Source organism: Bacillus sp. Cr_A10 (assembly GCF_029222665.1).
Taxonomy (GTDB): Bacteria; Bacillota; Bacilli; order Bacillales_A; family Planococcaceae; genus Psychrobacillus.
Genome location: NZ_JARHXR010000030.1, coordinates 18,315 through 35,367, shown reverse-complemented (window position 1 = coordinate 35,367; position 17,053 = coordinate 18,315). Strand labels below are relative to the sequence as shown.

The 17,053-nt window shown below is 37.4% G+C and carries 13 protein-coding genes and 1 riboswitch; of the genes, 5 read left to right on the top strand and 8 right to left on the bottom strand.

The genetic code is table 11. The features are described from left to right. Positions 1–520: 520 nt before the first annotated feature. Genes P2Q73_RS20245 through P2Q73_RS20235 form a run of 3 tightly spaced genes read right to left on the bottom strand, consistent with a single transcriptional unit; the run spans position 521 to position 4,371 of the window. Positions 521–1,717 carry an acyl-CoA dehydrogenase family protein gene (locus P2Q73_RS20245; RefSeq protein ID WP_056828223.1) on the bottom strand — a complete coding sequence of 399 codons (1,197 nt, stop codon included), beginning with the start codon at positions 1,715–1,717 and terminating at the stop codon, positions 521–523. Continuing rightward, on the bottom strand, positions 1,717–2,877 hold the full coding sequence (locus P2Q73_RS20240; RefSeq protein ID WP_275790504.1) for a saccharopine dehydrogenase family protein: 1,161 nt from the start codon (positions 2,875–2,877) through the stop codon (positions 1,717–1,719). The genes P2Q73_RS20245 and P2Q73_RS20240 overlap by 1 nt, the downstream gene beginning before the upstream one ends. 15 nt (positions 2,878–2,892) lie before the next feature. Next, entirely contained in the window at positions 2,893–4,371 is a 1,479-nt protein-coding gene (locus P2Q73_RS20235; RefSeq protein WP_056828227.1) for an aldehyde dehydrogenase family protein, read from the bottom strand. A 166-nt stretch (positions 4,372–4,537) separates the two neighbouring features. On the opposite strand from P2Q73_RS20235, the gene P2Q73_RS20230 reads away from it, so the two are divergent. Beyond that, on the top strand, positions 4,538–5,338 hold the full coding sequence (locus P2Q73_RS20230; protein ID WP_056828228.1) for a TIGR00266 family protein: 801 nt from the start codon (positions 4,538–4,540) through the stop codon (positions 5,336–5,338). A 290-nt stretch (positions 5,339–5,628) separates the two neighbouring features. Here P2Q73_RS20230 and P2Q73_RS20225 read toward each other — a convergent pair whose 3' ends face one another. Beyond that, positions 5,629–5,850: a helix-turn-helix domain-containing protein gene (locus tag P2Q73_RS20225; protein WP_053590641.1), complete on the bottom strand. Its 222-nt coding sequence runs from the start codon at positions 5,848–5,850 to the stop codon at positions 5,629–5,631. Positions 5,851–5,860: 10 nt separating this feature from the next. Next, positions 5,861–6,352 (bottom strand): DUF2975 domain-containing protein, encoded by a 492-nt coding sequence (locus P2Q73_RS20220; protein ID WP_056828232.1) that lies wholly within the window; start codon positions 6,350–6,352, stop codon positions 5,861–5,863. Positions 6,353–6,940: 588 nt separating this feature from the next. Between P2Q73_RS20220 and P2Q73_RS20215 the strand changes: the two genes are divergently transcribed. Next, positions 6,941–7,138 (top strand): hypothetical protein, encoded by a 198-nt coding sequence (locus P2Q73_RS20215; RefSeq protein WP_053590643.1) that lies wholly within the window; start codon positions 6,941–6,943, stop codon positions 7,136–7,138. A gap of 247 nt (positions 7,139–7,385) precedes the next feature. Here the strand turns inward: P2Q73_RS20215 and P2Q73_RS20210 are convergent, their stop codons facing one another. From P2Q73_RS20210 to P2Q73_RS20200, 3 genes are read right to left on the bottom strand one after another with little or no spacing between them, the layout of a single operon-like run. After that, positions 7,386–9,197 (bottom strand): ABC transporter substrate-binding protein, encoded by a 1,812-nt coding sequence (locus tag P2Q73_RS20210; protein WP_275790497.1) that lies wholly within the window; start codon positions 9,195–9,197, stop codon positions 7,386–7,388. A gap of 29 nt (positions 9,198–9,226) precedes the next feature. Further along, positions 9,227–10,717: an ABC transporter permease gene (locus tag P2Q73_RS20205; protein WP_275790495.1), complete on the bottom strand. Its 1,491-nt coding sequence runs from the start codon at positions 10,715–10,717 to the stop codon at positions 9,227–9,229. 18 nt (positions 10,718–10,735) lie between these two features. Next, positions 10,736–12,109, bottom strand: a complete 1,374-nt coding sequence (locus tag P2Q73_RS20200) for an ABC transporter permease subunit (protein WP_275790531.1) — start codon at positions 12,107–12,109, stop codon at positions 10,736–10,738. A gap of 191 nt (positions 12,110–12,300) precedes the next feature. Here P2Q73_RS20200 and P2Q73_RS20195 point away from each other — a divergent pair, with 191 nt between their 5' ends. The 3 genes from P2Q73_RS20195 (at position 12,301) to metC (ending at position 17,053) form a co-directional block, all read left to right on the top strand. Next, positions 12,301–14,043, top strand: coding sequence for an ABC transporter ATP-binding protein (locus P2Q73_RS20195; protein WP_275790492.1), 1,743 nt, complete (start codon positions 12,301–12,303; stop codon positions 14,041–14,043). 109 nt (positions 14,044–14,152) lie between these two features. Beyond that, positions 14,153–14,259: riboswitch (SAM riboswitch) on the top strand. A 488-nt stretch (positions 14,260–14,747) separates the two neighbouring features. Continuing rightward, positions 14,748–15,869 (top strand): methionine biosynthesis PLP-dependent protein, encoded by a 1,122-nt coding sequence (locus P2Q73_RS20190; protein ID WP_275790489.1) that lies wholly within the window; start codon positions 14,748–14,750, stop codon positions 15,867–15,869. Next, positions 15,866–17,053 carry a cystathionine beta-lyase gene (metC, locus tag P2Q73_RS20185; protein ID WP_275790486.1) on the top strand — a complete coding sequence of 396 codons (1,188 nt, stop codon included), beginning with the start codon at positions 15,866–15,868 and terminating at the stop codon, positions 17,051–17,053. Before P2Q73_RS20190 ends, metC begins: the two co-directional genes overlap by 4 nt.

The window sequence follows — 17,053 nt, the reverse complement described above, 5'->3', positions numbered from 1 at the left end:
TATTCATAATGAATGATTATTAAAACACTTAATAGAGCAACTTAGAGAGTAGAACACGGATGTGCGCTTGCCGCACGCTACGCATGAGCCTACGCAGGATGAGTCGCTCCTTTGTCGCTCCCACATCCCTTTACGTGGTCTCATTCTTCGCGTTCTTGTGGCGTTTAAGGCGCACATCCTGGTACACCCGCAATACAGCCTCATTTATAAAAAAAGGTTTTCTTGATCAAGTCAAGAAAACCTTTTTATAGTATCCAGTTTTACAGTAGTTTCCATCTCACTCTTCGAAGGTACTGAAAAAGTCCTCAATGAGATTCATAAGAGTATGTGAACGACAAGTTTATAGAAAATCATTGAAAAAGGCGACACTCCTACGGGAATAGCGTTAGCCGAAGACCCCGCAGCGAAGCGAGGAGGCTAAGGCAACGCCCGAGGAAAGGGAGCCGTTTCAACGATTTTCTTATTTATCGGACAACATTATTTAGTAAAGTCAAATTCTATAGACTTTTTCAGTGCCCTCTCACTCTTCTTCAAAGGGCCATTTTGGTAGCATATGAGAAAGTGTTTTATCTTCTCGGTAGCCAAGTACATATTCCGCTTGCATAATGGTATGGATTTCACGTGTTCCTTCATAAATTACAGGTGCTTTGGAATTACGTAAATATCTCGCTACTGGATATTCATCTGAATACCCATAAGCACCATGAATTTGGACAGCATCATCTGCAGCTTTATTTGCAAAGTCGCATGCTTGCCATTTTGCAAGTGACGTTTCACGTGTATTACGAACACCTTTGTTTTTTAGCTCTCCTACACGGTAAACGAGTAATCGGCTCATTTGAAGTCCTGCTTCCATCTTCGCCACCATTTGTTGCACGAGCTGATGTCTTCCAATTTCCTTACCAAAAGTTTCTCTTTCATGACAGTACTTTACACTTGCTTCTAAACAAGCTAAAGAAAGTCCTACTGCTCCTGCTGCTACCGTAAACCTTCCGTTATCGAGAGCAGACATAGCAATTTTAAAACCCTCTCCTTCTTTTCCTAAAAGATTCTCTTTCGGTACTCGCATATTTTCAAAAAACAGTTCACCGGTATTTCCGGATTTAATACCGTATTTCCCCTTAATTGCTTTGGAGGAGAAGCCTTCCATTGTTCGTTCTACGATGAAAGCACTTATACCGTGGTGTTTTTGAGATTTATCCGTATAGGCAAAGACGATAAAATGATCAGCCGTATCACATAATGATATCCATGTTTTTTGCCCATTAATGACATAGTGATCCCCATCAAGCACTGCTACAGTCGACATGGCTGCTACATCTGAACCTGCACCCGGTTCTGTTAATCCAAAAGCGCCTATTTTTTCTCCCTTTGCTTGAGGAACTAAATATTTTTGCTTTTGTTCTTCCGTTGCCCACTGCATAAGCGTCATTGAATTTAGTCCTATATGCACCGACACGGCAGTTCGAAAAGCTGTGTCACCACGTTCTAATTCTTCGCAAGCAATCGCAAGTGAATTATAATCCATTCCACTTCCGCCGTATTTCTCCGGAACACAAACTCCCATTAAGCCAAGATCCGCTAGACGTTTCCAGATTCCTTTATCAAATGCACCTTCAATTTCCCATTTGGCTATATGAGGAATGATTTCACTATCTACAAATTGACGAACTGTTTTTCGTAAAAGGACTTGTTCCTCCGTTAATTCGAAATTCATTATTCTTCACCTCTCACAACAGTCTCTACAATATCAACTCCACGAGTTGCCATTTCTCTAATATATAATTCTCCTGGGACGATCAATTCAGGTGGGTATACGCCTCGTTTAGAAATAACATTATTCCCAATCATTTGTGCTACTACAGAAATTGTATTGGCAGTTGCTCTTGCCATTGCGGTTGTCCCGGAAAGTTTATCTTTTTTCGTAGACAATTCATATGAAAAAGTTGTGTTTTCCCCTTCTTTTATACCTTTAACGATTACCCGTAATAAAACAGCATCTTCTTTATCACCAAGTAATAATTGTGGTGTTAATACTTCTTTTAAGACATCGCGAGCCTTCACCATATTTCCATTTACATTCACAATGGTTTTTTTATTTGTTAATCCTAAATCTACAAGCAATTTAAACTTATCTGCATGCCCTTTGTAACGTATCGTTTTATATTCCAATGTGTCGATGTTCGGAAAGGATTTAGGTAATGTTGAAGTTCCACCTGCAGTATGGAATGCCTCTAACTCCCCATACTCATCAAAGAATATCGGCTCTATCTCTGATAGAGATTCCACTTCTTGCAGTTTACCATCCCGGATTACATGGGAAGGGTCGGTATAATGGTCAAATACACCTTCTAATGAAAAGACAATGTTGTATCCGAAAATTCCTTCTGGTTTTACTGGTATTCCACCAACGTATAAATGGATTCCTGAAACTTCATCTAGTTTACTAGCTCCATATCCCGCAAGAATATTAATCATACCCGGTGCTACACCTAAATCTGGGATTAGTGTGATCCCTTTCTGCTTTGCCTTTTCATGAAGTGATAGAACTGTATCTGTTGCTCCTCCAATATGGCCACCAAGATCGATTGAGTGAACACCAGCTTCCACTGCAAGTCTAGCTACTTTTTCATTGAACGAATAAAACAATGCATTAATGACTACATCTACCTTTTCCATGATTTGTAGTATATTCGCATCATCATTTGCATCTAATCTTAAAACATCTATTTTCGAGTTTTGTAGTCTTTCTTTAAACATCGTTGCTTGTCCCACATCTAAATCACATAAGAGTACCTTTTCCACATTAGGACTCTTCACTAAATCACGAGCTGCTTCTTTTCCCATTAATCCTGCTCCCAATACAGCAACCTTCATGTAATCATCCCCCTATTATTCTGTATCTATTTGTGCTCTTTGCAATTTCCCACTAAAGTCTACATAAATGCTCTTCCATTCCGTATATACATCTAATGCCGCCACACCTGAGTCTCGGTGTCCGTTTCCGGTACCTTTAGTCCCACCAAATGGCAAATGGATCTCAGCTCCTGTAGTTCCAGCATTAACATAAACAATTCCCGTATCTAAGTCCCGCTGTGCACGGAAGACTTTATTTACATCTTTGGAAAAGATAGAACTTGAGAGTCCAAATTTCACTCCGTTATTTACTTCTATTGCTTCTTCCAAAGAACCTACTTCAATAAGTGAAACAACTGGACCAAAAATTTCTTCTTGCGCTATTCTCATATTCGGTTTAACGTCCGTGAAAAGGGTTGGAGCATAATAATTTCCGTTTGCTAAGTCCCCTTCTTCTAATACATTTCCACCAACTAGAAGATTAGCCCCTTCCTCTTGTCCAATTTTGATGTAGGAATGAATTTTATCTAACGCTTTCTTGTTAATAACTGGCCCAATTTTGACTGATTCATCTAAGCCGTCTCCTATTGTCAACTTTTCCATTTGCTCTAGTAATTTAACTTCTAATTCTTTCTTTACATCTTTATGCACGATTACTCGACTACATGCAGTGCAACGTTGACCTGCTGTTCCGAATGCACTCCATAAAATCCCTTCTACAGCAAGAGACAAGTCTGCATCTTCCATCACAATAACAGCATTTTTTCCACCCATTTCAAGAGACACTTTCTTTAAATGCCTTCCTCCAAGCTCTGCTACTTTACTACCTGTTTCAGTAGAACCTGTAAAGGAAATCACTTTTACATCCGGGTGCTCAATCATTGCGGTTCCAACTTCCGAACCAGAACCAAAAACTATATTTGCTACCCCATCAGGTAAACCAGCCTCTTCAAATATTTTTGCCATTTCATAAGCCATCATTGGTGTTTCAGTTGCAGGCTTCCAAATGAAAGTATTTCCTGCTACTATCGCTGGAAATGACTTCCACGTAGCTATGGCTACAGGAAAATTCCAAGGTGTAATCAGTCCAACTACTCCAATTGGTGCGCGCACGCTCATCGCAAATTTATCTGCTAGCTCAGATGGTGTTGTTTCTCCAAATAACCGGCGACCTTCCCCTGCCATATAAAACGCCATGTCTATTCCTTCTTGTACTTCCCCACGGCCTTCTTCAATTACTTTTCCCATCTCTTTCGTTAGAACCTGTGCCAGATGTTCTTTCTTTTCTTTCATTAGCCTACCAATTTCATATAAATAATCTGCACGTTTTGGCGCTGGTACAAGTGCCCATTTTTTCTGTGCTTTCGTAGCAGCCGCAACAGCTAAATCTACATCCTCTTTTGTTGACATCCTTACTTCCGCCAACTGTTCTCCACTCGCTGGATTTAAAACAGCTGTATATTTTCCCTCGCCAATATCTTGCCATTTCCCATCAAAAAAGTTTGTGAGCTTCATAATCCCATTACCTCTTTTCCTTTTTATGAAAACGCTAACATAAAGAATACATTCTCTATTACTTGTAGAATCCCTTTAATTTTTTCTAAAAATAAGAATTTTCAGAGTGAAACTTTTCATAACATGATTCGTATTAATAAATATTGAATATGAGGAGGAAATAAACATGAACAATCACGAAATAGATTACAAATTATACGGAGACGATATGCAATTTGTAGAAATTGAACTAGACCCTCAAGAAACAGTAGTTGCAGAAGCCGGCAGTTTAATGATGATGGAAGACGGCGTTTCTATGGAGACGATCTTTGGTGACGGCTCCAGTTCTGGTGGCGGCGGTGGTCTAATGGGCAAATTAATGGGTGCAGGTAAACGTATGCTTACAGGTGAAAGTTTATTCATGACAACCTTTACGAATACAGGCAGCGGAAAGAAACATGTTTACTTTGCTTCTCCATACCCAGGTAAGATCATTCCAATGGATTTAAGCGAACATAGAGGAAAAATAATTTGTCAAAAAGATGCTTTTCTTGCAGCAGCAAAAGGTGTTTCTGTAGGGATTGAATTTCAACGAAAATTAGGAACTGGATTCTTCGGTGGTGAAGGTTTCATCATGCAAAAGCTTGAAGGTGATGGGCTTGCATTTATTCATGCTGGCGGAACAATCCATAAAAAAGTTTTACAGCCAGGAGAGGTTTTACGAGTAGATACTGGATGCCTAGTAGCTATGACTGCTGAAGTGGATTACAATATCGAAATGGTTAAAGGTGTAAAAACTGCTCTATTTGGTGGCGAAGGGCTATTTTTTGCAACACTTCGTGGACCAGGTACAGTGTGGATTCAATCCTTACCATTTAGCCGTTTAGCAAGCCGAGTGTTTGCAGCTGCTCCTCAAACTCCAGGTGGAGGCTCACCAGGTGAAGGAAGTATTGCTGGAGGACTGTTCGATCTTTTAGGCGGAAAATAATAAATAATGGCCTTCGGTTGATTGGGAGAAAAATACTAACAAAAGGTAAATTTTCATACTAATGGAATATAAATTTTTAAAGGTTTAATGGCACTACTAGGGAAAAATAAAAAGAAGTTTAGACTCAGATGTTATTCTGAGTCTTTTTGATTTACTTCCCACAAATAAATTATTATCTAATAGGAGTTTACAAATATCTAAAGGAATTGTAAAAAAGGAGTATTCCATCTTATAGAGAAATCTAATTTAACTAACCTTTGGCTGGTATAGTTAAAGAAATTTATTATCTATTATTTTAGAGTGTCCTCGTCACTTCTGTATTCTAAAAGATCTCCCGGCTGACAGTCTAAAGCCTTACAAATTGCTTCTAAAGTGGATAGTCGAATCGCTTTTGCCTTTCCATTTTTCAATATAGAAAGGTTAGCCATTGTTATTCCAACCCTCTCCGAAAGTTCTGTTACGCTCATTTTCCTTTTAGCCAGCATCACATCAATATTAATTATTATTGTCATGTTATTCACCTCAGACTATTAAGTCGTTCTCTGATTTTATATCGATGGCTTCTTGTAAAAGTCTTTGAAGAACGGCCGCAAAAACAGCAATCACCATAGGAGCAAAAATCATGACCATTCCGATAAGCACGAGACCTGGTGCGTCATCTATCTCCGCTAGGATAAAGACGAATGGTAGGGCTACCGCATACAAGCCACTGATTGTGATAGCACATTTTTTGATTTTCTTTAGAGCTCTTACTGATAATTGCGAGAAAGCTTTGTTCTTGTCAATATAGCTTAAAAGGTTAAAAGATTGATATAAAGCAATGTAAAACGGGATCGCCGAAACATACATAACCATTAAAATGCCATATACTACATAAGCTAAATCTGAACCTCGTTCTGCTGCTTCATTTGCTTCATTCGCTATCTGAGGCAATAAAAATAGACACAAAGCAAGAACCGGAATGCCAATAAAAATAACAGCTACCTTTAAAAAGAGTGTTGAACTTCGTTTCATAAAACGCACCTCATTTATTTATTGTTAAATTGAATTTAACACATTATTTATTGATTTACAATAAAAAAATATTGATTTTAATTGCATTATTATTGTTTATAAAATCATCAGTTTGTTTTAGACGAAATAAAAAGCACTCCTCATTACAGCGAAATGCTCTATAACTTTAAACTATTCATTTTAAAACCATGGTCCATAGAGCCTATCCTTGAGTCTAACTCCAACGACCACGATTGCTATAAATCCTGCCATTGTTTGAACGCCATCAATTTATATGCGTATTGATGTCTAATTAATTTGTAAAATCTACTAAAGCATTGATATAACCACAAAAAGGGAAACACCAACTCATATGTATTGCATCCCCGATTAGGTTGTTAATAATGTTTTCTCCCTAATAACCGAACCCGTTATCTTTCTAGGGTCCTCTTTTTCGTGGAATAAATAATGCCTGTCCGTCTACATTTTTCGGCAAATTGTTTATTTTTTATCGAACACCCCTTCATATACTATGAGTAAGATCAATAATGTGGATATTACGTTTCTATTAATTTATTGATCTTTAGTATAAAAAAGGAGGTGTTCGACATGAAAGCTTCTTTTGGTATGTGGATTGGCTGGGTAGCTATTATTCTTGCTGTAATAGGGTTCTTTTACTCACCTATTTGGTTCGGTGGAGCTGCAATAATTTTAGGCCTAATCAGCTTAGCTTCCCCTCAAAAGTTCCTAGCTTGGAGTGCAATTGTACTTGGAGCAATTGCGTTCTTTCTTCCGATGCTCTTTTAGATAAATGGTAATTATGTATTTACGGCATGTCCGGGTCAAGTTACCGCACATGCCTTTTTATATAAGAGAAGCACTAATCACGAACTTCTTTTTATATGACCGGATAAAAATTAATGTGTCCAGATAATAAAATTTCTGACCGGATAAAATTTTATCTGTCCACATTAAAAGATTTTGACTGTATGGCATCTTTTCAATAATTAAAAAAGCTCAGTAAGTGTTTTACACTTACCAAGCTTTTCTCTACTTATTTGCTTGCTTTATATGCATCTAAGAATTCTTTTGCTTTTGCTGGATCTGCTACTAGCTCATTTCCAGTATCAACAAGTGGACTTACAGTGGAAACTGCTTTCTTTTTGTTTCCTTGGTAGTAATTTAAAATTTCATCTTGGTTAATTGAATAAAGAATAGCTTTTCGTAGGTCTTCGCTATCGGATACTTCACGATTTTTTGTATTAAATAACAAATAAGATACGGCATTACTATCACTTTTTTGAAGGGTTAATTTACTATCTCCTTCTACTAAATCATACTTTGTTTCTGGAACACCATTGAAAATATGAATTTCTCCATTACGTAATGCGGAAAGTGCGCTGTCAGGATCTTGAATGAAACGTACAGTTACATTTGAAATTTTAGCTTCATTTTCAGTACCTGCCATATAAGCTGGATTTTTCAAGAATATTGATTCGTAGTCATTTTTATGAGATAAGATGTACGGACCGCTTGCATATAACGTATTGTTATATTTGTCGCCTTCTGTAACTGTATTTTGATCTCCGTAAGGAATATCTTTATTTACATCAAATGTTGCCACATCATAAGTATTAATGCTTTCTACTTGTTTTTTAGAAACAATTCCTGCAGATTGGTGAGCTAAATAATTTAGTACTTGTGGGAATGGATTTACTGTTGTAATTTTCACCACTTGATATTTGCCTGCCGCATTATCTGCAGTATTTTTGTCTTCTACCAATTCGGTAATTTTAGCGTCTAAGCCTTCTTCAAGCGCTTCTCTTACAGTAACATCGCTTCCAGATTGTTTAACATCAAGCTCTGATAAGTCAGTTACTACTTGAATGTCTTTCATACTTTCATGCAAGCTATATGTGCGGTGATCTGGAACTGAGTTTTTATCCTTTGCACGGTTTAAAGAGAATACAACATCATCTGCTCCTACGCGTTCCCCAGTGTCAACTGCTTTTTTATCTGTAACAGCAGCAAAGTTTATATCATCACGAAGAAGGAAGTAATATGATTCATTACCTTCTGCGATTGCGTGATTAAGTGATAAAGAACCATCTGAAACCACTTTATCGTCATCAGTTAAATTAACAAGTCTTACATACATATTAGTATTTAGCGTATTGATAGATCCATCATTACCTTTAATCGGATCTAAAGAAGTTAAAGTCCCGATTGCTTGTTGCATAATTAATGGTTGTGTTGCTCTTTTTGAAGTGTCTGTAAAATCAATCGTTTCCCATGCAATTGCACGTGAAGTTGCAAGTCTTACTGTATCTGCATTTAAGATTTCTTTATTTACACCTTGAGCTTTGAAAGAATTATAAAGCGGAGCAATATATGCTTTATCCAAAACAAGACGTTGCTCTAATTGTTTATATGTTTCCGTAAATTCCTCTTCTGTTTCTGTACTTGCTTGATCAATTAATTTATCCACTTCTTCATCAGACATAATACTGTTATCTCCATCTGATTTGAACAGCGAACGAACTGCGTAGTCAGGGTTTCCTGTAACCGTTGTCCAGCTAGATAAAGCTAAGTCATAGTTTCCTGCATCTTTTTGTGAAGTAAAGCTACCGTAATCAGGTTGAATATTTAACTTCACATCAAACCCATTTTTAATCAGTTGATCACGGACGATGTTCATATCCGCTTCACCTGTACTCATGCCTAAAAGTTCAATTTCTACCTTACTTTGATCCGTGTTAGCGTCTTTATTATCATTTGCTTTATCGGCAACATCCGATTTCGTATTTACACATCCTGCTAAAACCAAAACAAAAGCAATCAGGATAGCTAATATACTTTTCTTCATACTATTTTCCTCCTAAAATATAATTCTTTTTAATCCATTCTTGGATCAAAAGCATCTCGTAACCCATCACCTAAAAAGTTGAAGGATAATACTAGGCCAATAATAGCAAGCCCTGGTATTACAGCAAGATACGAATGTGATTCAAGATAGGTACTTCCTATTTTTAAAATATTTCCCCATTCTGGAATATGTGGTTCCACTCCAAGACCTAGGAAACTCAAGCTACTAGTAGCGATGACGGCTCCTCCAATTGTCAAGGTTGCCTTCACAATCATTGGGGCTAGAGAGTTCGGCACGATTTGCTTAAAAATAATAGACAAATCAGACGAACCAAGTGCACGCGCAGAATCGACAAATTCATAGTTCGAAACCATTAGTACGTTAGCTCTCATCGTTCGAGCATAGGTCGGAATTGATCCGACACTTAATGCCAAAATTAGATTCATAGTGTTTGCCCCAAATGCAGCAATAATAGCTATGGCAAGTAAAATTCCAGGAATAGCGTACAAAATATCTAGAAGACGCATAATCACATTATCTGCACGTTTCGTATAATATCCTGCTAAAGCTCCTAAAAATCCACCGATAATCGCTGGAATTATCGTGGAAGCAAATCCAACAATAAGTGAAATTCTCGCTCCAAAGACAATTCTTGAAAACAAATCTCGTCCAAAATTATCTGTACCAAATGGATGCTCCAGACTAGGATTTTGAAGTAATTCTCCGTAATTATTCTCAACAGCCATATCATAATCAAACGTGAATTTACTGCAAACCGACAATGAAAACATTAGAATGATAAAAAACATTCCTAATATTGCCGTTGAGTTGCGAGTAATTTTGCTCCACATCGTATTCCACTTCAGAATTCTAGATTGATCATGACTACGTACTTTTACAATTAAACTAATACCTAATAATAAGTTAAATATATTTCCCGTTAGGGAAGTAATTATTAACAGAATGGCAATAGCCATCATCCATGACGGTGCTAAGTTATCTTCCACATGTTTGGACACGAGAACTAGCGTTATGACTTGGAATATTAATATTCCTATCAAAATGCCCATTGCCGGTAAAAAGGTATCTGTCACATATGGTTTATACAAATTGAGGGATGAAATAGCTAGGATAAATATTTGTGTTAACAACATATACACAGCAAAAGTGTACTCTGGTGGTTTTTTCTTTTTTATTATGTTAAATGCAAATGAAGCTATAAATATATTTACACTCAATATGCTAAGAAGTTGAATATAGCCGAGTTTTCTTGTTTTGCTTTGTATCTCACCTGTACTCAAAAGGTCCCTCTTCATTTTCCATGTAAGGAAAAGTTGAAAAACTGTAAATACAAAATAAACAAGAAATACAGTAAAAACAGCACCCTTCAACGTCCCCTCTTTAAAGTTGAAACTGTTTACTAATAAAAGAAGGGTCACGATAAGAGAAAGAATCCATGCAAAGTTTGCTTGTGTATAATCTCGGGATAACTTCAACGCATGTTTTTGATTTGAAATCACCTTTACACCTACTTCTCTTTACAGTTGCTTCATCTTAGATCGAATGCGGGGATCAAAAAACGCATACAAAATATCGATGAGCACATTTACTAAAGAAATTGTTATGGCAATATAAATTACCCCACCCATAATCGCTGGTATATCTGGAACGAATTGTTTATCAACAATATAACTTCCTATACCACTAATATTGAATACTTTCTCGGTTACTGCTGCTCCTCCGAGCATATCTCCAAACAGTAAACCAATTACTGTAATAATAGGAATCATCGCATTTCCAACTGCATGCTTCCAAAGTACCTGTCTTTCATTTAGCCCCTTGGCTTTTGCTGTAATAATATAATCCTCATTAATGATTTCTAACATGGAGGATCGTGTCATCCTTGCAACAGATGCCGTCAGTCCAGTTCCAAGAACAATGACCGGCATAATGATCGACAACAAATTTTGAGGATTATAAGTTGCAGGTAACCACTGCAATTTAATCGAGAAATTTAAAATAAATACTAAACCTTGCCAAAAGTTTGGAATAGATAATCCAATTAAAGCAATAAACATAAAAGAATAATCTAAAAACGTATTTTGTCTAGTAGCTGAAATTATTCCTACTGGTATTGCAATAACAATCGCCATTAACAATGAAAAAATTGCAATAGTTAAAGTTATTGGGAATTTATTCGCAATACTTGTGGCTACTTCTTCATTTCCAGTAAAAGAAGCTCCTAAATCAAACATAGCTATTCCTTTTATTGCATCCCATAATTGAGCTAAGTAAGACTGATCCAAACCATGCATCTGATTGAAAGCTGCAATTTGCTCTTTCGTCGCTGCTTCTCCCAAGATATTAGCTGCAGGATCAAAAGGAGATAAGTATAGAATAGTAAATACTAGAATGGATACACCTGCTATAACAAATATACTCATAATTAGTCGTTCAAAGATAAACTTAACAAAAGCATTACTATACAAAATAAGTAATAGATACATAAGTATTCCGGGAATACATGAAACAACTAAAAATACCTTTTTATTAAGTAAACTTTGAAAAAAGGAAACATAGGTTAGCTTTTTTAATCCATTTTGCTCATATTGTTCCTCTATCTTTTCAGAGAGTACTTTTGTGTATCTTTCCTCTGCAAGCTTTTCTACTTCTCTCTCCATTTCCTGTTCATTTACTTTTTCACTAAAGAAAGCATGCTTGCGCACATATTGGTCTGCAAATTCTCTCTTCAGCTCTTCTTTAAGACCCGAATTTTTCAAGGAAGCATTCATTTTTTCATAAATAATAGAATATGTATCGTTCTTCTTTTTCAATTGATAATAGAAAAAAGTGATAAAATGCAACGGAAATCCTAAAATTATCAACAAGAATCTAAACGGCGCTCTCTTCATCAATTTCCCGAAAATGAATGCAAGATGATCGGATATATCAAAATTGACGGATGGCTCTTTATTTAACCCCAACGACTATTTACCTCCTTTCCTATATTGTATAAATCCAAGTGGTATAGTATAGTATAGATTCGAACTTTTATTAAGTCAATGGATTTTAATTAATTACATATAGAATTAGGAAGGTGTTTATGTTGGAGACGGTTTTAAAAGTAAAAGATCTACATATCTCGTTTCTAACCAGCGACAAAGAATTTGAAGCTGTACGAGGTGTCAGTTTTGACGTGAAGAAAGGAGAAACTTTAGGTATTGTTGGAGAATCTGGTAGCGGAAAAAGTGTTACTGCCCGTTCCATTATGAGACTTCTTCCCTCACCTCCCTCCTTGTTGAAAAACGGAGAAATTGAGTTCCTCGGTGAAAATCTGGTAAATAAATCAGAAAAAGAAATGGAAAGTATTCGTGGAAGAGATATTAGTATGATTTTCCAAGATCCTATGACCTCTCTAAACCCTACTATCCGAATTGGAAAGCAAATCGCTGAAAGCTTAATTAAACATCAAAAGTTATCTAAAAAGGAAGCATACAAGCAAGCAGTTGAACTACTTAAACTTGTAGGCATTAAAAATAGTGAAGAACGTTTTAATCAATATCCACATGAATTTTCTGGGGGAATGCGTCAACGTGTCATGATTGCAATTGCACTTGCATGTCGACCTACTTTACTAATTGCAGATGAACCGACTACAGCACTAGATGTAACGATTCAAGCACAAATATTAAATCTGATGAAAGATATGCAGACACGTTTTGGAACATCCATTATTTTGATCACCCATGATTTAGGAGTTGTCGCAGGTATGTGTGACAGGGTTGCAGTGATGAAGGATGGGGAAATTGTTGAAACTGGAACAACAGAAGAGATCTTTGAAAACCCTCAACATGCTTATACCAAAAGATTGCTCAATGCCCTTCCTCGTCTGGATCAAAAGAAAAAACCTAAACGTCCCCCTCTTCGCTCCATTGGAATAGAAGAAGGAAAACCATTACTCGATGTTAGGTCTCTTAAACAACATTTCAATACTGGAAAAGGCAATGTATTAAAAGCAGTCGATGATATCAGCTTTTTCATAAAACCGGGAGAAACGTTAGGCTTAGTTGGAGAATCTGGATCAGGAAAGTCTACAACCGGTAGAGCTGTTTTAAGACTTCACGAGCCGACAGATGGAGACATATTATATCAAGGTATAGCCATTAACAGATTAAACAAAAATGAATTGAAAACAATGCGACGTCATATGCAAATGATCTTTCAAGATCCCTATTCGTCTTTAAACCCACGCTTTAAAGTCCTTGATATTATAGGGCAAGCATTAGATATTCATCAGTTGAGTAAAAATAATGAGGAAAGAAAAAATAGAGTAGAAGAATTGCTTGTAATGGTTGGATTAAAACCAGAGCATGCAATGCGGTATCCACATGAGTTTTCAGGTGGGCAGCGACAAAGAATAGGAATTGCTCGAGCACTTGCAGTAGAACCTGACTTTATTGTTTGTGATGAACCATTATCCGCATTAGATGTTTCTATCCAAGCACAAATTGTTGAATTACTTGAGGACCTTCAACATCGGTTGGGGCTTACCTATCTCTTTATCGCCCACGATTTATCGATGGTCAAGCATATTAGTGATAGAGTCGCAGTTATGTATGCAGGAAAAATTGTCGAGCTTGCAGAAAGTGAAGAATTGTACTCTAACCCATTGCACCCATACACAAAATCATTATTAGCAGCAATTCCAATTCCAGATCCTAAAATTGAAGCAAAGAAAAAACGATCCCTAATGGAAGAAAATCGGGAAATAGATCGATACCAATTATCACAATCAGAATTAGTAGAAGTCTCCAAAGAACATTGGGTTGCTATACCGAAAAATTAAGCACCTCCTATTGTACTATTTAGAAATACACATAAAAAAAGACCTTGTATAAAAATTCATCCCGTGATAAACTTACCTAAATTAATTTTTTGAAAATTTTATATTTTATTTCTTATCAAGAGAGACGGAGGGATTGGCCCGAAGATGTCTCAGCAACCAGCCGAATAAAGGTGTGGTGCTAATTCCAATAGACGTTCTACGTCTTGAAGATAAGAAGACTAACTTCAGTATTTTATTGAGGATTCTCTTCTTATTAGAGAATCCTCTTTTTTTATTTTTGGCAGACTCCAGCGCACTGCCCCTCGAGGTTATATGTGAAATAGTTGCTCCTGCGCAAAGCTCGTCGCAGAAGGAACCTTGCTCCTGCGCAAAGCTCGTCGCAGAAGGAACCTTGCTCCTGCGCAAAGCTCATCGCAGAAGGACCTTGCTCCTGCGCAAAGCTCGTCGCAGAGGAACCTTGCTCCTGCGCAAAGCTCGTCGCAGAAGAACCTTGCTCCTGCTTAAACTCGTCACAAACACAGACGGCAAAAACTTTTGTGGTGGCTGAAAAGCTGCCTCCTAGGTCTTCTGGGCTCGGAGATGAGGGTCATGCATCCTTTACTACAGGATGAGGTGAACTTAAGATGCATTCTTTTCACATTTGCTTGTTGGGGCAAACATAGGCGCTAGCGCATTTATAATTTAATAGTAAAGGATGAATAATGATGTCTAAAAAGAGTATAGAAACTCAGCTAGTACAATTAGGGAACCATAGTGATTCGAAGACAGGAGCTGTAAATCCACCAATCTATTTATCTACCGCTTACAAGCATGCCGGACTTGGTCAATCAACTGGTTATGACTATACACGTACAAAAAACCCGACAAGAGCTATATTAGAAGAAGGCATCGCGAAGCTAGAAGCTGGAGAAGCGGGATTTGCCTGTAGTTCCGGTATGGCTGCAATTCAATTGGTATTATCTCTATTTAAATCAGGAGATGAACTGATTGCCCCAGAGGATCTTTATGGCGGGACTTATCGCTTATTTAATCAGTACGCAGATTCCTACAATATACGCACATCCTATTCAAAGTTTGAAACTGTTCAAGAAGTAGAAGCCCTCATTACTAAAAACACAAAAGCAATCTTTATAGAAACGCCTACTAACCCGTTAATGCAAGAAATCGACATAGAGCAATATGCGACATTAGCTAAAAAGCATCATTTATTATTAATCGTGGATAATACATTCTTAACCCCTTACTTACAGCGCCCAATTGAACTTGGTGCCGATATTGTTATTCACAGCGGCACAAAATACATTGGCGGCCATAACGATGTTCTTGCTGGTCTCGTTGTTTCTAAAGGCACCGATATAGGTGAAAAATTACTAATAAATCATAATGCATCAGGTGCAGTGCTTTCTCCATTTGATTCATGGTTATTAATAAGGGGGTTAAAAACACTTCACTTACGTATGAAACAGCATGATGCAAATGCAAAAAAGATTGCTGAATTCTTACAAACCGAATCTGCAGTAAAGGATGTTTTATATTCTGGAAAAGGCGGAATGCTTTCTTTCCGCTTACAAAAAAGTGAATGGATTAATCCCTTTCTTGAAAACCTCCAATTAATCGTTTTTGCAGAAAGCCTTGGAGGAGTGGAAAGTTTTATCACCTATCCCGCAACTCAAACACACGCGGAAATTCCAGAAGAAGAACGTACAGCACGTGGTGTAGATAACAGCCTATTACGCTTCTCTGTCGGTGTTGAAGAGGCAGAGGACTTAATAAAAGACTTGAAACAAGTTTTTGCATTATTGGAAAGTGAGGTGTCCGTAAAATGAGTGGCTATAAAGAGTCGTTAGAAACGAGTATTGTAGTGGCATCAACTCGTGGGCATGGAGAACGAAAAACTGGTGCTGTCAATGTCCCGATTTATCTGTCCTCTACCTTCCATCAAGAAAGCTTTGATGAATTTGGTCCATATGATTATAGCCGTTCTGGAAATCCAACGAGAGATGCTTTAGAAAAAACGATTGCTGAACTAGAAGGTGGTACTCGAGGTTTAGCATTCGCCTCCGGACTTGCTGCAATCTCTTCCGCATTCATGCTCCTATCCGCAGGTGATCATATTGTTATTACAGAAGATGTCTATGGAGGAACATTTCGTTTTGTAACCGAGGTATTGCCTCGTATTGGAATTAAGCATACTTTCGTTGATTTTACGGATTTAGAATCCGTTGCTTCAGCGATTCGCTCCAATACAAAATTGATTTATATTGAAACACCATCCAATCCATGTCTAGGTATAACGGATATTAATCGAATCGTGGAGCTCGCTAAAGCAAACAATTGCCTAACCTTTTTAGATAATACATTTATGACACCACTTTACCAACGTCCACTCGACCTTGGAGTAGATGTAGTTTTACATAGCGCTACTAAATTTTTATCAGGACACAGTGATATAATTGCAGGTCTAGCTGTTACAAAAGATGAGGAACTTGGAAAACGATTAGCATTCCTTCAAAATTCATTCGGAGCGATTTTAGGTGCCCAAGATTCATTTTCACTTATTCAAGGAATTAAAACGTTGAGCGTTCGATTTGAAAAATCAGCAGATTCAGCCCAACAGATTGCTGCCTATTTAAACAATCATTCTTTAGTAGAAGAAGTTTATTATCCAGGGTTAACATCCCATCCAGGATATGAAATTCATGCACAGCAAACAACAAGCCCTGGGGCAGTCCTCTCCTTCCGTTTACCTACGCAAGCAATAGCAAAAGCATTTGTTGAAAGTGTTCAGATTCCTGTTTTCGCTGTAAGTCTTGGCGGAGTGGAATCTATTCTTTCCCACCCTGCCCAGATGTCCCATGCCGCTATGCCGAAAGCGGAACGGGAAAAACGAGGAATCACTGATGGATTACTCCGATTCTCAGTTGGTTTAGAAAATGTAGATGATTTAATAGCAGACTTCGACCAAGCACTTCTAGTAGCTGCAAAACAAATAGAGAAAGTTGGAATTTAA